This window comes from Pseudomonas paraveronii (assembly GCF_963681955.1).
Taxonomy (GTDB): domain Bacteria; phylum Pseudomonadota; class Gammaproteobacteria; order Pseudomonadales; family Pseudomonadaceae; genus Aquipseudomonas; species Aquipseudomonas paraveronii.
Window position 1 is genome coordinate 6154414 of sequence record NZ_OY817130.1, and the last position, 19861, is coordinate 6174274.

Annotated in this window: 20 protein-coding genes and 1 pseudogene; 14 read left to right on the plus strand and 7 right to left on the minus strand. The window is 56.2% G+C overall.

Annotated elements, in window-relative coordinates; translation table 11 throughout:
- Positions 1–7: 7 nt before the first annotated feature.
- The 3 genes from U5A08_RS28615 to U5A08_RS28625 all read left to right on the plus strand — a co-directional run bounded on the left by U5A08_RS28615 (position 8) and on the right by U5A08_RS28625 (position 3709).
- Positions 8–292: a hypothetical protein gene (locus U5A08_RS28615; protein ID WP_247401884.1), complete on the plus strand. Its 285-nt coding sequence runs from the start codon at positions 8–10 to the stop codon at positions 290–292.
- A 152-nt stretch (positions 293–444) separates the two neighbouring features.
- Positions 445–699 (plus strand): TIGR02647 family protein, encoded by a 255-nt coding sequence (locus U5A08_RS28620; protein ID WP_247401881.1) that lies wholly within the window; start codon positions 445–447, stop codon positions 697–699.
- Positions 700–868: 169 nt separating this feature from the next.
- On the plus strand, positions 869–3709 hold the full coding sequence (locus tag U5A08_RS28625) for a class I adenylate cyclase (protein WP_321849490.1): 2841 nt from the start codon (positions 869–871) through the stop codon (positions 3707–3709).
- Here U5A08_RS28625 and rnk read toward each other — a convergent pair.
- The 3 genes from rnk to cyaY all read right to left on the minus strand — a co-directional run bounded on the left by rnk (position 3706) and on the right by cyaY (position 4816).
- The gene (gene rnk, locus U5A08_RS28630) at positions 3706–4116 is read right to left on the minus strand and encodes a nucleoside diphosphate kinase regulator (RefSeq protein ID WP_247401875.1); all 411 of its coding nucleotides are present in this window, start codon (positions 4114–4116) and stop codon (positions 3706–3708) included. The genes U5A08_RS28625 and rnk overlap by 4 nt on opposite strands.
- A 131-nt stretch (positions 4117–4247) precedes the next feature.
- A complete protein-coding gene (locus U5A08_RS28635) occupies positions 4248–4466 on the minus strand; it encodes a DUF1289 domain-containing protein (RefSeq protein WP_253400095.1) in 219 nt (72 codons plus the stop codon).
- A 2-nt stretch (positions 4467–4468) separates the two neighbouring features.
- On the minus strand, positions 4469–4816 hold the full coding sequence (gene cyaY / locus U5A08_RS28640) for an iron donor protein CyaY (RefSeq protein WP_247401870.1): 348 nt from the start codon (positions 4814–4816) through the stop codon (positions 4469–4471).
- Between the two features lie 238 nt (positions 4817–5054).
- Here cyaY and lptM point away from each other — a divergent pair, with 238 nt between their 5' ends.
- The 6 genes from lptM to U5A08_RS28670 are packed head-to-tail and all read left to right on the plus strand — an operon-like array spanning position 5055 to position 9637.
- Positions 5055–5222, plus strand: coding sequence for an LPS translocon maturation chaperone LptM (gene lptM / locus U5A08_RS28645; protein WP_048723727.1), 168 nt, complete (start codon positions 5055–5057; stop codon positions 5220–5222).
- Between the two features lie 9 nt (positions 5223–5231).
- Entirely contained in the window at positions 5232–6479 is a 1248-nt protein-coding gene (gene lysA, locus U5A08_RS28650) for a diaminopimelate decarboxylase (RefSeq protein WP_321849496.1), read from the plus strand.
- A 3-nt stretch (positions 6480–6482) separates the two neighbouring features.
- Positions 6483–7313, plus strand: coding sequence for a diaminopimelate epimerase (gene dapF / locus U5A08_RS28655; protein ID WP_253400098.1), 831 nt, complete (start codon positions 6483–6485; stop codon positions 7311–7313).
- Positions 7314–7326: 13 nt separating this feature from the next.
- The gene (locus U5A08_RS28660; RefSeq protein WP_253400099.1) at positions 7327–8043 is read left to right on the plus strand and encodes a DUF484 family protein; all 717 of its coding nucleotides are present in this window, start codon (positions 7327–7329) and stop codon (positions 8041–8043) included.
- A 2-nt stretch (positions 8044–8045) separates the two neighbouring features.
- Entirely contained in the window at positions 8046–8945 is a 900-nt protein-coding gene (gene xerC / locus U5A08_RS28665) for a tyrosine recombinase XerC (RefSeq protein WP_321849499.1), read from the plus strand.
- Entirely contained in the window at positions 8942–9637 is a 696-nt protein-coding gene (locus U5A08_RS28670) for an HAD family hydrolase (protein ID WP_253400100.1), read from the plus strand. The genes xerC and U5A08_RS28670 overlap by 4 nt, the downstream gene beginning before the upstream one ends.
- 96 nt (positions 9638–9733) lie before the next feature.
- On the opposite strand, the gene sutA is transcribed toward U5A08_RS28670, so the two are convergent.
- The 4 genes from sutA to glnK all read right to left on the minus strand — a co-directional run bounded on the left by sutA (position 9734) and on the right by glnK (position 12511).
- On the minus strand, positions 9734–10060 hold the full coding sequence (sutA, locus tag U5A08_RS28675) for a dormancy-specific transcriptional regulator SutA (protein ID WP_253400101.1): 327 nt from the start codon (positions 10058–10060) through the stop codon (positions 9734–9736).
- 104 nt (positions 10061–10164) lie between these two features.
- Positions 10165–10590, minus strand: a complete 426-nt coding sequence (locus tag U5A08_RS28680; RefSeq protein WP_017845176.1) for a secondary thiamine-phosphate synthase enzyme YjbQ — start codon at positions 10588–10590, stop codon at positions 10165–10167.
- A 211-nt stretch (positions 10591–10801) separates the two neighbouring features.
- Positions 10802–12139, minus strand: a complete 1338-nt coding sequence (locus tag U5A08_RS28685) for an ammonium transporter (protein ID WP_247406751.1) — start codon at positions 12137–12139, stop codon at positions 10802–10804.
- A 33-nt stretch (positions 12140–12172) separates the two neighbouring features.
- On the minus strand, positions 12173–12511 hold the full coding sequence (glnK, locus tag U5A08_RS28690; RefSeq protein WP_002555808.1) for a P-II family nitrogen regulator: 339 nt from the start codon (positions 12509–12511) through the stop codon (positions 12173–12175).
- 422 nt (positions 12512–12933) lie between these two features.
- Between glnK and U5A08_RS28695 the strand changes: the two genes are divergently transcribed.
- From U5A08_RS28695 to U5A08_RS28715, 5 genes and pseudogenes are all read left to right on the plus strand, one after another.
- Positions 12934–13197, plus strand: a complete 264-nt coding sequence (locus tag U5A08_RS28695) for an accessory factor UbiK family protein (protein WP_017845178.1) — start codon at positions 12934–12936, stop codon at positions 13195–13197.
- Between the two features lie 214 nt (positions 13198–13411).
- Positions 13412–14257 (plus strand): annotated as a pseudogene (locus U5A08_RS28700) (YifB family Mg chelatase-like AAA ATPase); the annotation flags it as partial.
- 75 nt (positions 14258–14332) lie between these two features.
- Positions 14333–16192: a hypothetical protein gene (locus U5A08_RS28705; protein WP_321849504.1), complete on the plus strand. Its 1860-nt coding sequence runs from the start codon at positions 14333–14335 to the stop codon at positions 16190–16192.
- A 330-nt stretch (positions 16193–16522) separates the two neighbouring features.
- A complete protein-coding gene (locus U5A08_RS28710) occupies positions 16523–18892 on the plus strand; it encodes an ATP-binding protein (RefSeq protein WP_321849506.1) in 2370 nt (789 codons plus the stop codon).
- Positions 18889–19860 (plus strand): hypothetical protein, encoded by a 972-nt coding sequence (locus tag U5A08_RS28715; protein WP_321849507.1) that lies wholly within the window; start codon positions 18889–18891, stop codon positions 19858–19860. The genes U5A08_RS28710 and U5A08_RS28715 overlap by 4 nt, the downstream gene beginning before the upstream one ends.
- Position 19861: the final 1 nt, after the last annotated feature.

Consider the following 19861-nt stretch of genomic DNA (forward strand, 5'->3'; position numbering starts at 1 on the left):
GCCTGCCATGAGCGAGCCGACCGATATCGACAACGACGAAGAAGAGTTCACCGAAAGCACGCTGACCCAGGCCATCGAAAACCAGATCGAAAGCGACAATCCGCCTGCCGCCAAGGCCACGTTCAACAAGCTGACGCTGGTGGGTTACGAGCGCGAAGAGATTTTGAATCTGATGGCCCATGTGCTGGCCGTGGAAATCGACAAGATGCTCGACGAAGACCGCGCCTTCAATACCGACTGGTATGAAACAGCCTTGCGCGCGCTGCCCGAACTGCCGCCTGAAAACGCCTGAACCGGCCGCCTGCGTGGCCGGGAAGCCTGCTTCCTCGCCACAACACTGCGCCATATCAACACCCGCGAGTTTCCCACTGGACAGCCCGCCAAAGTGCGTTCACCTTAGGGCCTGCTAGCCTCTAACAAATTCTTAGAAAGTCTGGAGTCCCTATGTCGTATACCCCTGAGTTGGTTGCCGAACTGGAAATCCTTGCACTCTTCAACCTGGGCAGCTCCCAGGAAGGTCTGAAAGTCCATCAGACTGCCGCACCGACCGCTATCGCCGCCGCCAAACGCCTGTTCGAGAAAAAACTGATCGACCAACCGGACGGAGGTTACCTGACCAGCCTTGGCCGGGACGCCGCAGAACAAGCCCAATCCCTGCTGACCATCCTGACCACCACCACGACCAAAGAAGCTGCCTGATTCCGGATACTGCCCATGGGGTCCGCCTGCCGCGGATTCCTAGGGCGTTGCCGTGGACTGGATAAAATTCTGACGCCAAAAAGCGCTTCCCCTCTAAACCTCCTACGCTTCTGACTGTAAACTCCTACACGGCCGCCCATGTCGGGCCTTGCACGCCGCCGAGTTCGACATGACCCGCACCCATGAAATCCGCCCTGACCTGGACGAAGGCATCGACCGCAAGGTGCTGGCCCAGTTGCGCGCGCGCTTCATGGCACTTAACGAAGGGCGTATGGCCCGGGCCATCGAAGGGCTGACGCCACGCCAGCAAAGCGTATTGACCCTGCTGCCGCTGTTTTTTCACGTCAATCACCCGCTGTTGCCCGGTTACGTGTCAGGCAGCACCCCGGCCGGGCTGTCGAATTTCGAACCCGACGCCCAGGCCCTGAGCGAAGCCCAGCGCCTGACCCGTTCGTTTTCCTACAAGCCGCGCCACGGCAAACCGCCGCAGCCGATCCATGGCCTGTTCCTGATGGGCAGCCTCGGCACCCTGGCACAGGCCGATCAAAGCGACATGGACGTATGGGTATGTCACGCCCCCGACCTGGGCGAGAACGAACTGGTCGAGCTGCGCAAGAAATGCCAGTTGCTCGAAGCCTGGGCCCTGAGCATGGGTGCCGAAGCGCATTTTTTCCTGATCGAGCCGAGCCGTTTTGTATTGGGCGAGCGCGACACGCAACTGAGCTCCGACGACTGCGGCACAACCCAGCACTATTTGTTGCTGGATGAGTTCTATCGCACCGCGATCTGGCTCGCCGGCCGCACGCCGATCTGGTGGCTGGTGCCGGTGTACGAAGAAATCCGCTACGCCGAGTTCACCCATACGCTGATTTCCAAACGCTTTATCCGCGCCGATGAAACCCTCGACCTCGGCCATCTGGCGCGCATCCCGCCCGGCGAATTCATTGGTGCCGGGCTGTGGCAACTGTTCAAGGGCATCGAATCGCCCTACAAGTCCCTGCTCAAGCTGCTGCTGACCGAGGTCTACGCCAGCGAGCACCCGAACGTGCAGTGCCTGAGCCTGCGCTTCAAGCGGGCGGTGTTCGCCAACAAGATGGACCTGGACGAGCTGGACCCGTATGTCGTGGTCTATCGCCGCATCGAGGAATACCTCAACGCGCGCAACGAGCCGGAACGCCTGGAACTGGTACGGCGCGCACTGTATTTGAAAGTCAACCGCAAGCTCAGCGCCGGCCAGCGCACCCTCGGCTGGCAGCACCTGTTGCTGGAGCGTCTGGCCCGTGAATGGGGCTGGGACCCGCGTCAACTGGCCCTGCTCGACAGCCGCAGCCAGTGGAAAGTGCGCCAGGTGGCCTCCGAGCGCCGCGCCCTGGTCAATGAGCTGAACTACAGCTATCGCTTCCTGACCCAGTTCGCCCGCACCGAGCAGACCGTCAGCCTGATCAACAAGCGCGACCTCAATGTGCTTGGCCGCCGTCTCTACGCGGCGTTTGAACGCAAGGCGGGCAAGGTCGAATTCATCAACCCCGGCATCGCCCCGGACCTGGCCGAAGACACCCTGACCCTGGTGCAATCCCCCAACCGCAAGGAACCGGACCAGCATCATTGGGGGCTGTACAACGGCAGCCTCACCGCTCAGGAGTCGGAGCACTTCGCGCCGATCAAGCGCAGCCGCGACCTGCTGGAAATGCTCACCTGGTGCCACCGCAATGGCGTGATCGACAGCAGCACCCGCCTGGCGCTGCACCCGGGCGTCAGCGACATGACCGAATTCGAACTGTTCAACCTGCTGGGCAGCCTGCAACAGACCATCGCCCTGCCCCTGCCCAGCGTCGATGAAGATCGTCTGCTGCGCTCGGCGGTGCCGGAAGACGTGCTGCTGCTGATCAACGTCGGTGTCGACCCGCTCAAGCACCACCGCGACCTGAACATCCTGATGACCACCGAGCGCACCGACTCGCTGAGTTACGCCGGCGTGCGTGACAACCTGGTGCTGACCCTCGACCAGGTCACGCTCAACAGTTGGAACGAGGTGATGGTCAGCCGCTACGACGGCCCCCATGCCCTGCTCGATTGCCTGCGCGACTACCTCAACCAATTGCCGTCGGACCACCTGCCACGCCTGCGGGTACGCTGCTTCTGCCACAACCGCGCGCAGTTCATTGCCCGGCGCGTGGAAGAAATCTTCGACACCGCGCAGAACCTGCTGCTGGGCCAGGGCAACCACCGCTACCTGCTGCAGGTGCAGCAGCACTATCACGTGATGGAGCTGATGCCAGGCCAGGCGACCCACGTATCACTGGCGACCCAGGACGCACTGATCGCCTACCTCAGCGAAGAACTGGCCAGTTACAGCCCGTTGCACCTGGACGCGATGGCCCTGGAAGACCACGACCTGGCGTTGCTGCTACCGATGGGCATGGCCGATTGCGTGCAGGTGTTTTACCGGGTCAACGAAGGCTTCGCCGAGCTGTATGTGCTGGATGAGTTCAATGCGCTCTGGCAACAACGCTTGCCGTTCCACGATGAACAGAGCCTGTTGGCGCCGTTGCAGCGCTTTCTGCAGTCGATCATCTATCGCCGGGACGCGTTGTCGCCCGTGGACCCGCAAGAACCGCTGGGTGCGGTGCAAACCCTGTATTACCAACTGCTGCCATCGGGCAGCAACCGCGCACGCAGCATCGAGTCTCGGCCGGCGCCGCAAAACCCGGCCAACAAGCCGTTTTATGACGTGCAGGCGATTATCGGCAAGGCGACGCCGGGCCAGGTGGGGATTACCCTGTACTGCAATCAGCGGGAATTTTCCGAACTGGAATTTGGCGACCAGCTGTTTGCAGTGGTCGCCCAGGAGATCGTCGGGCAGCGCCGGGAAACCGAGCGCTACCGCTGCTATATCACTGATCTTGACCTGTCGGGTCTGCTCGGTGATGTGCAAAGCCCGAGCAATTTGTACCTGCGTTACAAGGCCGAGCTGGAACAGGCGCTCAATGAAGCGCTGAGCCGGACCTAAAGCGAGAAGGCACCGCCGTCTTTGGGCTGGTTTTCTACACTGAGCAGTTCGAGCTTGAGGGTCTTGCCGCCGGGCGCAGGCCAGTCGATGTGCTGGCCCACTTTCAGGCCGAGTAACGCGCTGCCCACCGGTGCCAGGATCGAAATCTTGCCTGCGTCGGCGTTCGCATCCTTGGGGTAAACCAGGGTCAGGTGATAGTCCTTGCCGCTGCCTTGCTCGCGGCAATGCACGCTGGAGTTCATGGTCACGACATCTGCAGGCACTTCATCGTGGCCAACCACTTCTTCGGCGCGGTCGAGTTCGTGCTGCAGGGCTTCTACGCCCGGCGAGTTCTCGCCGACACGGTCGATCAATTGCTCAAGACGCTGCACGTCGAGACGGGTAAGAATGATGGAAGGTGCGGTCATGATTCAGGCAGACTCCTTTTTTCTGCACAAAAAAGCAAAACCCCGCCAGGAAAAGGCGGGGTTCTCACGGACCTCGATGAGTTGAGGTGTACCCGGACACTACCACAGCACCGCAAATAAACAAGAAGGGCTCAAGGCGCGACTTTGCGTCGCTCGGCCTGGGCCACGATCACTCGCCGCCGATGATCGTCGGCGGAGCGCCATTCACGGATGTCTTCCACATGGCGAAAGCAGCCAAGGCAGACTTTTTGCTCGTCCAGCCGACACAAGCTGATACAAGGTGACGGCACCGCCGCGCTGACATTACTGAACAACGGCTTGGGCGGACGTACAGGCGCGGGCTGGTTCACGATCAGTTCTCGTCGGGGTTCAACTCATCGAAGCCCAACTCGACGCCGGCCTGTTCCTGAGTGATACGCGCGAGCATTTCGCTGAGCAGCTCATCGCTGGTATCGCACTGCCAATTGCGGTCTTCTTCGTTGTAATCGAAGTGAAAACCGCCGGAACGTGCTGCCAGCCACAGTTGGCGCAACGGCTCCTGGCGACTGAAGATCAGTTGAGTGCCGTTCTCGAACTTGACGGTCAGCACCCCGGCCGAGTTTTCCAGATCCACGTCCAGGCCGCTCTCGTCGAAAATATCTTCCAGCGCGTGCTGGGTCGAATCCACCAGGTCGTGAAAACGGGCTTCGGTCAAACTCATTGCGGCAACCTCAAAAGTGTCTGGTTTTGCTCAAGCGCCGCACGATACGGTCGCGCTCCGCCGATTGCAAAGGATACCGAGTTCGTTACCGATGACGGTAAGAAATATCCCCAGCTACCGTAAGCCGCTTCGCTACTATCTCGGCAAACCCCCGCCGGACGGGTATTCCGGCGCATAGGCAAGCTGGCGGGTGGTCGGTATACTCGGGCGCAATTAATGCATATTCAAGGATTTCGCCATGAAGCGCCTGATCTCTTCCCTTGCTGCGCTCGTCGCGGTCGCTTGCCTCGTTAGTGCCTGTGGTCAAAAAGGCCCGCTGTACCTGCCCGATGACAGCAAAGACCCAAATGAACAGGCGCAATCGTCGCAGAAACCGCAAAAAGCGCACAAGCACGACACTTACTAAGGGAAACCCATGGACGCTTTTAACTACCGGAACGGCGAGCTGTTCGCGGAAGGCGTGGCGCTGTCCGCAATTGCCGAGCGCTTTGGCACCCCGACCTATGTGTACTCGCGCGCGCATATCGAAGCCCAATATCGCTCTTTCACCGACCCGCTGAACGGCGTGCCGCACCTGGTGTGCTACGCGGTCAAGGCCAACTCCAACCTGGGCGTGCTCAATGTCCTGGCGCGTCTGGGCGCCGGTTTCGACATCGTCTCCCGTGGCGAGCTGGAACGGGTTCTGGCCGCTGGCGGCCAGGCTGACAAAATCGTCTTCTCCGGCGTCGGCAAGAGCCGCGAAGACATGCGCCGTGCCCTGGAAGTCGGCGTGCATTGCTTCAACGTCGAATCCACCGACGAGCTGGAGCGCCTGCAAATGGTCGCCGCCGAGATGGGCGTTCGTGCGCCGATCTCCCTGCGCGTCAACCCGGACGTCGACGCCGGTACCCACCCGTACATTTCCACCGGTCTCAAAGAGAACAAGTTCGGCATCGCCATCGCCGACGCCGAGGACGTGTACATCCGCGCCGCCCAACTGCCGAACCTGGAAGTGCTGGGTGTCGACTGCCATATCGGCTCGCAACTGACCACCCTGCCGCCGTTCCTGGATGCCCTCGACCGCCTGCTGGCGCTGACCGACCGCCTCGGCGAGTGCGGCATCTACCTGCAGCACATCGACCTCGGTGGCGGCGTGGGCGTGCAGTACCGCGATGAAGAGCCGCCGCTGATCGGCGACTACATCAAAGCCGTGCGCGAACGCCTGGAAGGCCGCGGCCTGACGCTGATGTTCGAGCCGGGCCGCTACATCGTCGCCAATGCCGGCGTGCTGCTGACCCAGGTCGAGTACCTCAAGCACACCGAGTACAAGGATTTCGCCATCGTCGATGCGGCGATGAACGACCTGATCCGCCCGGCGCTGTACCAGGCCTGGATGAATGTCACCGCCGTAACGCCTCGCGACAGCGCAGCGCGCGCCTATGACGTCGTCGGCCCGATCTGCGAAACCGGCGACTTCCTGGCCAAGGATCGTCAGCTGGCCCTGGAAGAAGGCGACCTGCTGGCCATTCATTCGGCCGGTGCCTACGGGTTTGTCATGAGTTCCAACTACAACACCCGCGGGCGTGCCGCCGAGGTGCTGGTGGACGGTGATCAAGCGTTTGAAGTGCGTCGCCGCGAGACGGTAGCCGAGTTGTATGCTGGCGAAAGCCTGCTGCCGGAGTAAGCCATGCTGTTGCGTTTTACCAAGATGCACGGGCTGGGCAATGACTTCATGGTCCTTGACCTGGTCAGCCAGCATGCGCACATTCTGCCCAAGCACGCTAAACAGTGGGGCGACCGCCATACCGGCATCGGTTTCGACCAGTTGCTGATCGTTGAGGCGCCCAGCAACCCGGAGGTGGATTTCCGTTACCGGATCTTCAACTCCGACGGTTCCGAAGTGGAACAGTGCGGCAACGGTGCGCGCTGCTTCGCCCGCTTTGTGCTGGACAAGCGCCTGACCGCCAAGCGGCAGATTCGCGTCGAGACCAAGAGCGGCGTGATCGAGCTGGATGTCCGCAGCGACGGCCAGATCAGCGTCAACATGGGCGCGCCACGCCTGGTGCCGGCGGATATTCCGTTCCAGGCCACCGAGCAGGCCACCTGCTACACCGTCGATGTCGACGGCCAGGCTGTCGAACTGGCGGCCGTGTCCATGGGCAACCCCCATGCGGTGCTGCGCGTCGACGACATCAATAGCGCGCCGGTGCATGAGCTAGGGCCGAAGATCGAACATCACCCGCGCTTTCCGGCACGGGTCAATGTGGGCTTCCTGCAGGTGATCGACCGCTCCCGCGCGCAATTGCGTGTATGGGAGCGCGGCGCCGGTGAAACCCAGGCCTGCGGCACCGGTGCTTGCGCCGCTGCCGTGGCCGCGATCAGCCAGGGGTGGATGGATTCGCCGCTGCTGATCGACCTGCCCGGCGGACGCTTGTCCATCGAATGGGCAGGCCCCGGCCACCCGGTGATGATGACCGGGCCGGCCATGCGCGTATACGAAGGACAGGTCCGTCTATGAGTGAGCCAAGCAAATGACCGATAAGCCTCAAGTACCCGCACAAGCATCCCCGAGCGACAGCCTGGAGGCCGCTGCTGTCGCGGCGTACCTTGAGGCTAATCCGGACTTCTTCGTCGAGCACGAAGAACTGCTGCCGGCCCTGCGCATCCCCCACCAGCGCGGCGATACCGTGTCGCTGGTGGAGCGGCAGATGAAGATCCTGCGCGAGCGCAACATCGAAATGCGCCATCGGCTCTCGCACTTGATGGACGTAGCCCGCGATAACGACCGCCTGTTCGACAAGACCCGGCGCCTGATTCTGACGCTGATGGACGCCACCAGCCTGGAAGAAACGGTGATCGCCGTGGAAGACAGCCTGCGCCAGGACTTCCAGGTGCCCTTCGTCAGCCTGATCCTGTTCAGCGACAACCCGATGCCGGTAGGCCGCTGGGTCAGCGGCGGCGAAGCGCAAACGGCGATTGGCGGCCTGCTTTCCGAAGGCAAGACCATCAGCGGCACCTTGCGCGAACACGAGTTGGACTTTTTGTTTGGCGCCGAGCAGCGCAAGCAGATCGGCTCTACGGCGGTGGTCGCCCTCAGCCATCAAGGCCTGCATGGGGTACTGGCCATCGCCAGCCGTGACCCTGCGCACTACAAAAGCTCGGTGGGCACGCTGTTCCTGACCTACATCGCCGAAGTGCTGGGCCGCGTACTACCGCGTTTCACCACCGCCCTGCGCGCGGTGCGCTAACCATGGAACGGCAACTGGACGCTTACTGCGCTCACCTGCGCAGCGAGCGCCAGGTGTCGCCCCACACCCTGGAAGCCTACCGGCGGGACTTGAACAAGGTCCTGGCCTACTGCCAAAAGCAGCAGATCCCCAGTTGGAAAGCCCTGGATATCCAGGGGCTGCGCAGCCTGATCGCGCGCCTGCACCAGCAGGGCCAATCTTCGCGCAGCCTCGCACGCCTGCTGTCGGCGGTGCGCGGCCTGTATCACTACCTCAACCGCGAAGGCCTGTGCGACCACGACCCGGCCAATGGCCTGGCCCCGCCCAAGGGCGAGCGGCGGCTGCCCAAGACTCTCGACACCGACCGCGCCCTGCAATTGCTCGATGGCGCCGTCGAGGATGATTTCCTGGCCCATCGCGACCAGGCGATCCTGGAGCTGTTCTATTCTTCGGGCCTGCGCCTGTCGGAACTGACCGGGCTGAACCTCGATCAACTCGACCTGGCCGACGGCCTGGTGCAAGTGCTCGGCAAGGGCAGCAAGACCCGCGTGCTGCCGGTGGGTAGAAAAGCCCGGGAAGCCTTGCAACTGTGGCTGCCCCTGCGCGCCCTGACCAACCCCGCGGACGACGCCGTGTTCGTCAGCCAGCAGGGCCGGCGCCTTGGCCCGCGGGCGATTCAGCTGCGAGTCAAGGCAGCCGGCGAGCGCGAGCTAGGGCAGAACCTGCATCCGCACATGCTGCGGCACTCGTTTGCCAGCCATTTGCTGGAGTCGTCCCAAGACCTGCGCGCGGTGCAGGAACTGCTCGGCCACTCCGATATCAAGACCACGCAGATCTACACCCACCTGGATTTCCAACACCTGGCAACGGTGTACGACAGCGCCCATCCACGGGCCAAACGCATCAAGGGCGGCGACTCATGAGTATCAAGCTGATCACCTTCGACCTGGACGACACCCTCTGGGACAACGTACCCGTCATCATCAGCGCCGAAGCGTCGATGCGCGAATGGCTGGCCACACATGCCGCCAAGGTCGGCGAACTGCCCCTGGAGCATTTCGCCAGCCTTCGCCAGCAGGTGCTGGAACGCCATCCCGAACTCAAACACCGCATCAGCGTGCTGCGCCACCGCGTATTGATGTACGCCTTCGAAGAAGCGGGCTACCCGCAGCCGCAAGCCGGGGAAATGGCCGACGTGTGCTTTGAAGCGTTCATTCATGCGCGCCACCAGCTCACCGTATTCCCCGAAGCCGTGCCGATGCTGCAAGCGCTGCGCGAGCACTTCTTGCTGGGGGTGATCACTAACGGCAACGCGGACGTGCAGCGTGTGGGCCTGGCGGACTACTTTCACTTTGCCCTGCGCGCTGAAGACCTCGGCATCGCCAAACCGGATGCGCGATTGTTTCAGGAAGCGCTGCAACGCGGTGGCGTGGACGCCAGCGCAGCGGTACATGTTGGCGATCATCCGGGGGATGACATCGCGGGAGCCCAACAAGCAGGACTGCGCGCGGTGTGGTTCAACCCGACGGGTAAGGTCTGGGAGGCGGATCAACGCCCGGATGCGCAGATTCGCAGCCTGACGGAGCTGCCACCGCTGCTCCGCAGTTGGCAGTAACGCTGTAGCGGCAACACCGCGGGTTCATAGACATTGTTTCAGACATGAAAAAGCCCGCAGCGACGGCGGGCTTTTTCAGCAAGCGGGAAGCTGACCTCAGATAGGTCGGCTGCCGTACTTGTTATCCGGTTTCTTGGGCGGGTCTGCCACCACGTTGGCCTCGACTTCCTGCACTTTGCCGCCTTTAGCGAGGAACTCTTCCATCGCACGGGCCAGCGCATCGCGCTCTTTGTTCTTGGCTTCAACGCTCGGCAGCTCATCGACCGAAACTGCGGCCTTGGCCTTGCCTTTGGCTGTTTTGGCAGGCGCATCATCGCCACCGTCATCGCCTTCGTCAGGAGCGTCTTCCGCTACCGCCTCCAGCTCTTCGGTATCGTCGTCCTCACCTACTTCCAGGTCGTCTTCCAGATCATCGTCGCTCATGTTCTACCTCATGACTTGCGAAAAGCAGATTAGTTATAGCCCAGCTTCACCCTCTGTCGAAGGTCGCCGGAAAAAAAATCAACATCCACCGGATAACCAATGGCTTATGCCCCATCACCGTGCAAAGTGGCGAGGACTTTACGAGCACCGCCATGATCACGGTGCTCGCCCAGATAAACACCTTGCCAGGTCCCCATCGCCAAGCGGCCGGCCTTGACCGGCAAACTCAGCTGGCAGCCCAGGAGACTGGCCTTGAAGTGCGCCGGCAGATCGTCCGGGCCTTCGTCGTTGTGTTCGAACCCGGCTCGGCCTTGCGGCACCAGCGAGTTGAAAAAACGCTCGAAGTCACGACGAACCGCCGGATCGGCATTCTCGTTGATGGTCAACGAGGCCGAGGTATGCTGCAACCACAGATGCAACAGGCCCACGCGACACGCCTTCAATTCAGGCAAGCCGGCAAGCAACTCGTCGGTTACCAGGTGAAAGCCCCGGGGCTTGGCCCGCAGGGTAATCAGGGTCTGTTGCCACATACAGTTCTCCGCCCATCGGCGCGCATTCTAGCGCGCTCAGGGAAAAAACAAAGTGCCGAATACGCCTACATGCCTGTAAGACATTCGCATCCGGAAAAGTGCCGTGTGCGCGCCATCACATACGCTGCGCAAAAAACCGGCACCACGCGTTATGACTGACAAACGCCAGACAAAAAAATGCCCGGCAAGCCGGGCATGTTTTTTCGCCTACTTACAAGTTGTAGCCGCGCTCGTTGTGTTGCGCCAGGTCGAGGCCGACAGCCTCTTCTTCGTCGGTAACCCGCAGCCCCATGACCATGTCCAGCACCTTGAGGATGATGAAGGTCACGATGGCGGTGTAGATCACAGTGAAGCCGACGCCTTTGCACTGAATCCAGACTTGAGCTGCCACGTCAGTCACGGTGCCGAAGCCGCCCAGTGCTGGGGCTGCAAACACACCGGTCAGGATTGCGCCGAGGATACCGCCGATACCGTGCACACCGAAGGCGTCCAGGGAGTCGTCATAGCCCAGTTTGCGTTTCAGGGTCGTGGCGCAGAAGAAGCACACCACACCGGCCGCCAGGCCGATGATCAGCGCGCCCATCGGGCCCACAGTGCCGGCTGCTGGCGTAATTGCCACAAGGCCCGCAACCACACCCGAGGCGATGCCCAGGGCACTTGGCTTGCCGTGGGTGACCCACTCGGCGAACATCCAGCCCAGTGCGGCGGCGGCAGTAGCGATCTGGGTCACCAGCATCGCCATACCGGCAGTACCGTTGGCCGCCGCTGCGGAACCGGCGTTGAAGCCGAACCAGCCGACCCACAGCATGGCCGCACCCACCAGGGTGTAACCCAGGTTGTGAGGCGCCATTGGCGTGGTCGGGAAGCCTTTACGCTTACCGAGGACCAGGCACGCTACCAGGCCGGCCACACCGGCGTTGATATGCACCACGGTACCGCCGGCAAAGTCCAGCACGCCCCAATCACCCAGCAACGAACCCGGACCGCCCCACACCATGTGGGCAATCGGCGCGTAGACCAGGGTGAACCAGACGCCCATGAAGATCAGCATCGCGGAGAACTTCATACGCTCGGCGAAGGCACCGACAATCAGCGCCGGGGTGATGATGGCGAAGGTCATCTGGTAGGTGACGAACACCGCCTCAGGGAACAGCGCCGCAGGGCCGGTGATGCTGGCCGGGGTCACACCCGACAGGAACAGCTTGGACAAGCCGCCCACGAACGAGTTGAAGTTGACGACACCCGCTTCCATACCGGTGGTGTCGAACGCCATGCTGTAGCCGTAGACGAACCACAGGATGGTAATCAAGCCGGTGATGGCGAAGCACTGCATCATCACCGACAGAATATTTTTGGAGCGAACCATACCGCCGTAGAACAGCGCCAGGCCGGGAATGGTCATGAACAGCACGAGCGCGGTGGATGTGAGCATCCACGCCGTGTCACCGGAATTGAGGACTGGAGCAGCCACTTCGTCTGCCGCCATGGCCAGGCTTGGCATTACGATGGACAACAGGGCTCCGAGCCCTGCGAATTTACGCAGAGTCATATTGTTTTCTCCTGGGGCGTTGGGTTTGGCGGCTTAGATTGCGTCGGTATCGGTTTCGCCGGTACGGATGCGAATAGCCTGTTCCAGATTGACCACAAAGATCTTGCCGTCACCGATCTTGCCGGTGTTGGCGGCCTTGGTTATCGCCTCGATAACCCGATCAAGATCCTTGTCGTCAATGGCGACATCAATCTTCACCTTCGGCAGGAAATCAACCACGTATTCCGCGCCGCGATACAGCTCGGTGTGACCCTTCTGCCGCCCGAAGCCTTTGACCTCAGTAACGGTAATGCCCTGCACGCCGATCTCGGACAACGACTCGCGTACATCGTCCAACTTGAACGGCTTGATGATGGCAGTGACTAGCTTCATGAAAACTCTCTCCCGAATTGGTGGACTTGCCCCAGGAAAACAAACCCGTCTCAAGTCTAAGCGCAGCGCCTGGCTTTGTAACGCGTCGTCGCAAGAGCAATTGCCATTACGACGCCAGCGAACCACTGGTGACGAAACCTGTACCCCTGATCCGTCGGCGCACTGCATTCGTCACAGCGACTGCATCAGTGCATGGGTCATGTTCGTCTAAGCAGAAACCTTGCCAGCTCCGTAAAAATCATTGAAATCAGTCCTTTGCCCACTTATGCCCACCTGCGGGGCTTTTTGGCGGGGTGATTGCGCACGAAAACGGTGCGCTACCGCCCGACACCCTGCGCGAAAAGCGTGCGCCCGAGGTCGTGGAAATGACTATAGACGCTGCGTGATACACTGCCCGCCAACAGTTTTCCGGAATATTTCCCATGCTCGCGCCCAAAGACCTCCTCGACGCCCTGAGCGGCCACGCCTCCCGCCTGTTCAGTGGCGAGACCCCGCTGCCCCGCAATGAAATCGAAAGCCAGTTCAAGGCCTTGCTGCAAAGCGGCTTCAGCAAGCTCGACCTGGTCAGCCGGGAAGAGTTCGACAGCCAAATGGTGGTGCTGGCCCGCACCCGAGCACGCCTGGAAAGCCTGGAGGCGAAGGTGGCGGAGCTGGAAGCGCGGTTGACCCCGGCAGCCTCTGAATAAACCCCGGTCAATGTAGGAGCTGGCTTGCCTGCGATGGGATCGACTCGATCCCTCTGACACACCGAACCGCCTATATCGCAGGCAAGCCAGCTCCCACACTCGTTCTGCGTCACTCCCCGGATACGTTCTGTAAAACCTCCCCCGCTTCGCTCTTCCCCACCTCGTCTACCCTTGAAAAACCGCAGGAAGCGGCCCGCCCTTTCAAGGAATGAGCATGTCCCTCGCCATCGTCCACAGCCGCGCCCAGATCGGCGTCGAAGCCCCCGCCGTCAGCGTCGAAGTGCATATGGCCAATGGTCTGCCATCGCTCACCCTGGTGGGTTTGCCGGAAACCGCCGTCAAGGAAAGCAAGGACCGCGTGCGCAGCGCCATCCTCAATTCAGCGCTGCAATACCCGGCCCGCCGCATCACCCTCAACCTCGCGCCCGCCGACCTGCCCAAGGACGGCGGGCGTTTTGACCTGGCGATTGCCCTCGGGATTCTCGCGGCGAGCGTGCAGGTGCCGGCGCTGATGCTCGATGACGTGGAGTGCCTGGGGGAATTGGCGCTCTCGGGCGAGGTACGCGCGGTGAAAGGCGTGTTGCCGGCGGCGCTGGCGGCGCGCAAGGCCGGGCGCAGCGTGATCGTGCCTCGGGCGAATGCCGAAGAGGCCTGCCTGGCGTCCGGGTTGAAGGTGATTGCGGTGGACCACCTGCTGCAGGTGGTGGCGCACCTGAATGGGCACGTGCCGATCGAGCCCTTCAAGTCTGACGGTTTGCTGTACTTGAACAAGCCCTACCCGGACCTCAGCGAAGTCCAGGGCCAACTCGCCGCCAAACGCGCGCTGCTGATCGCTGCGGCAGGCGCGCATAACCTATTGTTCAGCGGGCCGCCCGGCACCGGTAAGACCTTGCTCGCCAGCCGCCTGCCGGGTTTGCTGCCGCCACTGAGTGAACACGAAGCGCTGGAAGTCGCCGCGATTCAATCCGTGGTCAGCCTGGCGCCACTGAGCCATTGGCCCCACCGGCCGTTTCGCCAGCCGCACCATTCGGCCTCCGGCCCGGCGCTGGTGGGCGGCGGTGTAAATTCCATAAGTAATTGCAAATAGCCACCATAAAGCGCGAATATTCGCCATTATTTGTTAATGGCGACTTCTATGGATCCGTTCATTTGCGACCCACTTAAAGCGTTTCCTGAGCTTCTTCGAGTTGAAGGCATAGCCCCCATCAAAGAAAACGGGCAGCTTGGTGCCAAAGTTAAAATCTGCTTTTCGAAGCTCAACGAAAAAGGCCTTGACGCTCCGTACTCCGAGTCATCATTAGACGGTGCATGCTCAGTAACCGTTAGCACAAGATGGCTTCACATTCTCACCATCGGCTCAACCTGGCTACAAGGAAGGCGCATACACACCCCTGATATTTTCGACACGCCCTTTCTGATTGATGCAAGCCAAGCACGCACCGTATCTCTGAAAGAAAGCATAAAACTCAATAAATCATGGATAAACACCGCGGTACCAATTAAAGGCATAAACAGCGGAGAAAATGCTATTGAGCTTTTTTCTACTCTGTATGTAGTGGTACCGGTTATTAATGACCCAAAAACTCAATGGCTGGTAGTTCCCTCATCAGAGTTATTACGCTTTTATACAGCGGCCTCTAGCCGCATAATTCCTAAAACACTAAAAGGACAATTAGGCGATTACGTTGATTGGGATAAGAGCCGAGCGGTCGAAGATAAAGTTATATTGCATGGCAGAGAGGATCTAAGCCGCACTGAAAGAGCTATGTTTGCCAGAGCAGTTTCAGACCCTATATTTAGAGCTGCTCTATTTATGCCTCATCAATACCTCGCAAAAGTAAAAGCGAATAATTCTGTGCTTCCTAGCAATCGCAGAGGCCCTCTTACGATTAAAGCCGAGTTTCCTTTTAATGACATGAGCATGCTGAGAGTCGCAGGCGTGCGTATGAAATTCGATGAAAAGGACGATAACAGCAACGCTGTCTTCTCTATGGAAATAATACAATGCAATCACACATTGGGTTTCTCTAGCATTGAATTCCATAGCTTTACTGCTCAGCTAGGACAGGGGTCGTCAACTCTTAACGAGAGCAATCATAAGCCCCAATTTAATCCTGCCGAAAATGATGAAGACGATGACGTGCTGCTTGATACTCCCGCCGACTCTCGCCTGCGGCGCCAGACGCTTCTCGTTACGACTAATCCATTTCCTGATCTTCTGAACATAGACTTTTCAACCGTTCGCCCAGGCGTTAACGAGGGCAACCAGCCTAGCCCGGCAATCCAAGTTAGCATTGATGGCCGCTCAATGGCAGAAGGTGAAACTGGTGAGGAAAACCACAACATCCTTGGAATAAACAGCTCTACACAATTGGCGAACCAAACAAATCAAGCCTTAGTTTTCTTTTTAGACATGCTTCACTATCTACGCAAATCGACGACAAAACGCGGCTGGACGATAACGACTCGTAGGCTGAGTAGCTTCATAATTCACAACAAGGACTCAATAACCTTTTTTCCTCACAGAGTAGCGAAAAAACATAGTTGGCATAAGATAGTGGAACCCAATGGAAGCACACGTACTCGCCAAGTTGTATGGGCTGAAATAATTTCGGAAAAGAAAGATAAGTATTTTTACCTGCTTGAATTAGAGTCAAAATCCGATGACAAGCACTGTACCCTCTTGCTTCACAACAAAGATTTTTCGCTGCTATCTGACAGCAACTTTAACTTATTCTTGAAGTTGACAGCTATCCGGAACCGATGGCTACATGGAAAAAACAACTGGAAGACAGAAAAAATAAAACTTGTGGCAGACAAACTTTTATCGAGCATGAAACTACATGCAATCGACCATCCAAAAATCAACAAACAAAAATTCGACTCACAACAAAATTCAGAACTGATCAATTCCTATAATGGAAGTGCCAAGCTATGGAGTGAATTTTTAAAGACTGAGGTTGACCGATACTTCTCCTCGCTTCGAAAAACATAATGACATTGCATCAACCAGGCATACATAATAACTATCAGTCATGCAAATTCGATTACCATCCCCTATAGAGGGTCAAATCTTAAATTGTCGATGGCACTACATAAAGCGACCAAAAAGGTGATGGCACGTATAAAAGCATATCGCTTATACTGGCGAATAGCTCCCAGCATCGCGGGTGCCAGATGATTTTCATGAAAGAGTTTTGAACCATATTGTCAAGGTTATAAACTGAGCACGAAGCACCTAAGTTTACACAAGGAAGTTGGCATGAGCGACTTTGATAAAATGCTGACAACGATTTCAATTAATCTGGCCAGAATGTGATTTTTTATGAGTAAGCTTCCTGAGCGTCACTTTAAAACCCATGCAGATCTCAAAAACATTATTGGCCAGGATCTTATCAACGACGACGATATTGCAATCGTAGAGCTGGTCAAGAACGGTATAGATGCCGGAGCTGGTAAGGTTACGATTGAATTCTCTAAAGATAAGTCAGCTATTTTTATCGAAGATAACGGTTCCGGCATGTCGGAATTTGATATAGATAATAAATGGCTCAACATAGCTTATTCTGAAAAAAAACATAGTGTTCATACTGGCAGAGTATTGGCCGGGAATAAAGGAGTTGGGCGATTCGCATGCGACCGGCTTGGCCGCAAGCTTAATATGTTCACACGAACCGACAACGGAAAACTTCTTCACCTCGTAGTGGACTGGACTGCTTTCGAAGGACAAGTAGATTTAGAGTCAATAATTCAGAATGTAGATGTAGATCTTAGCGAGACCACCAACGCTATCGTAGAAAAAGAATTTCATAAAGTCCCGCCTAAACATGGCACTTTGCTTGTCATTACAGAACTTAGACAAAGCTGGGATCGCGATAAGCTTTTACATCTTAAGAGAAGCCTTGAGCGATTTGTTAACCCAATAGCAGTCTTTGATAAGCGCAGTGTCGAAATTGAGTTAATTTCAAATACCGAAATTGAAACCGATGCTACTGAACACTCGTACAACAAAATAAACGGCCGAGTGGAGAACCAAGTATTTTCAAAGCTAAAATTTAATACAACCTATATAGAGTCGATTATCGACGAAAGCGGGAAGACAATCACCACAGAGTTACACCATGATGGAAATCGTATTTACAAACTCGTGGAGGAAAACATAGCATTTCCCCTTCTTAAGAATGTACATGTAGTAGTTCACTACATGAACACATATAAAAAAGCATATTTCAAAAGACAAACGGGCCTTCATCTCATCGATTTTGGATCGATATTTTTATTTATTAATGGTTATCGTGTCCCGCCATACGGGGATAAGAATAATGACTGGCTACAGCTCGACGTGCGAAAAGGCCAGGGGACTTCCCGTTACCTCGGGACACGGGAAGTATTGGGGCGCATAGAGATTAGAGATACAGACAGTTCGTTTAGGATCGTCTCCAACCGGGAAGGTGTTGCAAGGAATGAGCATTTTTCTCAGCTCACAAATCGACCAGATGGATTGTTTATTCAAACGTTAGGTCGCTTTGAAAGATTTGTCGTAGATGGACTTAAATGGGACTCTGTGCCAGAGCATATCCGATCAAAACTGAAGACTGGAGTAGTTCCTGGTGACAAGGAGATGCCTGAGCTAGAAGTATATGATGAGTCTGTTGATAGTAAGCGTAGAAGAATTGCGATAGATGTTCTGCGGATAGTAGGAGCATCACCGGCTCATACATTAGAACTAGAGATTTCGCCCGATGTTCTTGATGCCCTCTCCAGAGAGAGAGAAGAACAAGTTAATACGATCCTGGATAAATTCGAAGCATATGGGAGCGCTGTTGGTCAGGATGTTAAGTTAGCGCTGAAAAAGGTACACGCGGAATTTTATCGCCAAAAATCCGAACTAGAAATAGCGAGAAAAGACGCTAGCCGAAAAGATCGACAGGTAGATCGAATAAAGAAAGTTGCGCGAGAAATCTCTCAAGAAAAAAAGGAACTTCAAATTGAGTTTAAAACTCAACAAACTGAACTTCTTTTCTCTCGTCTTGCGTCTGGGACTGACCAAGACCATCTGATGTTGCTTCACCACCAGTCCGGCATTTATGCAAACACCGTAAAAAACTTTTTGGACAAGGCGCTAGGTCAACTCCAGAGCGGAGGGGATCCAGAAAAGCTTTTTCAGGCTTTAGAGAAGGCATTAATTAGTACCAGAAAAATTATAGCAGTGACTAGCTTTGCGACTAAAGCAAATTTCAAGCTGAACACTGAGACTATAACCGCAGACATAGCAACATTCATTCAAGAGTACCTTGAAAATGTTGCAAGAGATAAAACAGCTCAAAATCTTATAGTGTCTGTAACCAGAAGCTTTGAAAAGCCTTTCGTAATGCGTTTCAAGCCAATCGATGTAGCCATTGTCTTTGACAACCTTGCGAGTAACAGCACAAGGGCGAGAGCCAAACGATTTTATGTCGACATGAAGTCTTTGACCGAGAACGAACTGACAATTCAGATTTGGGACGATGGCCCGGGTTTAACCTCTGAGGTCAAACCACCTGAAAAGGTGTTTGATAGAGGGATTACTACAACTAGGGGCTCGGGACTTGGCTTGTACCACGTAAGTCAAACAGTGAAAAATTTAAATGGAGATATTTCACTTGATAGCTCCGTTCCTAGCGGCTTTGGACTTTTGATACGGCTTATGAAATGAACCTAACATATAAAATCCTGTGGATTGATGACGCTGAAGACTGGATCGAAAGCATTGATCGAGACGTACTGGATGACTATATTAAAGCAGAGGGTTTTGATCCAGAGTTCGAGATAAGATCATCCCCAGACGATATAGCACTAGATGTCGACGGAAAATCTTTTGACTTAATGGTCATTGATTACAACATCACCGAAAATGGAAGTAAGTGCGGAGATGATATAATAAAGTCAGTACGAGATAATGACTGTCTAACGGAAGTTATTTTCTACTCTCAAAACTCATCAACAATTTTGCGTCAAAAAGCCGCCGAAAAAGAAATTGATGGTGTGTTTTATGCGAACCGAGACCAAGACTCACTCTTACGGAAAATTCAAGATGTATTTGACTTGACTGTCAGAAAAGTAGTCGACGTCAACAACATGAGAGGAATTGTCATGGCTGGAGTAGCAGACCTTGACCATCTCCTCGGAGATTTAATACGCGAAATTCATACTAAGCTCGACGTAGAAGGGCGGGTTTCACATCGAAAAAAACTTCTTGAGCGGATGTTGCCAGCAGCCAAGTCACTAAGGCGCTTAATGGCAGATGAGGATCATGTATCCTTGCAAGAGTTGCAGAAAGCAATCAATGTTTTGAAGGACCTCGAACCTAAATCATTTGATGATTTGGTGAAATACCGAGGCTTCGATAGTTATAAAAGAGTCGAAATAGCTACGGGACTATGCAAAGTGTATCTACACTTGGAACCACACAGGGTAAAAATTGAGGAAATAAAAACAGTCTTAAAATGGCGAAATGCATTAGCCCATCAACGACCAAAAATTGAAAATGGCGTCTATATTTTCGAACCCGATGATGGAGTTCCGCAAAATTTCGATGCTGCAATGACACGAGAACTAAGAAAAAAAATCAGAGAACATCGAGTATTTTTAGGAAGTCTGATGGACGCAGTAAGAAACGCGTAAA

Coding starts and splice junctions, on each gene's coding strand:
- U5A08_RS28615 (WP_247401884.1), top strand. CDS start 8: ATGAGCGAGCCGACCGATATCGACAACGACGAAGAAGAGTTCACCGAA.
- U5A08_RS28620 (WP_247401881.1), top strand. CDS start 445: ATGTCGTATACCCCTGAGTTGGTTGCCGAACTGGAAATCCTTGCACTC.
- U5A08_RS28625 (WP_321849490.1), top strand. CDS start 869: ATGACCCGCACCCATGAAATCCGCCCTGACCTGGACGAAGGCATCGAC.
- rnk (WP_247401875.1), bottom strand. CDS start 4,116: ATGACCGCACCTTCCATCATTCTTACCCGTCTCGACGTGCAGCGTCTT.
- cyaY (WP_247401870.1), bottom strand. CDS start 4,816: ATGAGTTTGACCGAAGCCCGTTTTCACGACCTGGTGGATTCGACCCAG.
- lptM (WP_048723727.1), top strand. CDS start 5,055: ATGAAGCGCCTGATCTCTTCCCTTGCTGCGCTCGTCGCGGTCGCTTGC.
- lysA (WP_321849496.1), top strand. CDS start 5,232: ATGGACGCTTTTAACTACCGGAACGGCGAGCTGTTCGCGGAAGGCGTG.
- dapF (WP_253400098.1), top strand. CDS start 6,483: ATGCTGTTGCGTTTTACCAAGATGCACGGGCTGGGCAATGACTTCATG.
- U5A08_RS28660 (WP_253400099.1), top strand. CDS start 7,327: ATGACCGATAAGCCTCAAGTACCCGCACAAGCATCCCCGAGCGACAGC.
- xerC (WP_321849499.1), top strand. CDS start 8,046: ATGGAACGGCAACTGGACGCTTACTGCGCTCACCTGCGCAGCGAGCGC.
- U5A08_RS28670 (WP_253400100.1), top strand. CDS start 8,942: ATGAGTATCAAGCTGATCACCTTCGACCTGGACGACACCCTCTGGGAC.
- sutA (WP_253400101.1), bottom strand. CDS start 10,060: ATGAGCGACGATGATCTGGAAGACGACCTGGAAGTAGGTGAGGACGAC.
- U5A08_RS28680 (WP_017845176.1), bottom strand. CDS start 10,590: ATGTGGCAACAGACCCTGATTACCCTGCGGGCCAAGCCCCGGGGCTTT.
- U5A08_RS28685 (WP_247406751.1), bottom strand. CDS start 12,139: ATGACTCTGCGTAAATTCGCAGGGCTCGGAGCCCTGTTGTCCATCGTA.
- glnK (WP_002555808.1), bottom strand. CDS start 12,511: ATGAAGCTAGTCACTGCCATCATCAAGCCGTTCAAGTTGGACGATGTA.
- U5A08_RS28695 (WP_017845178.1), top strand. CDS start 12,934: ATGCTCGCGCCCAAAGACCTCCTCGACGCCCTGAGCGGCCACGCCTCC.
- U5A08_RS28705 (WP_321849504.1), top strand. CDS start 14,333: ATGGATCCGTTCATTTGCGACCCACTTAAAGCGTTTCCTGAGCTTCTT.
- U5A08_RS28710 (WP_321849506.1), top strand. CDS start 16,523: ATGAGTAAGCTTCCTGAGCGTCACTTTAAAACCCATGCAGATCTCAAA.
- U5A08_RS28715 (WP_321849507.1), top strand. CDS start 18,889: ATGAACCTAACATATAAAATCCTGTGGATTGATGACGCTGAAGACTGG.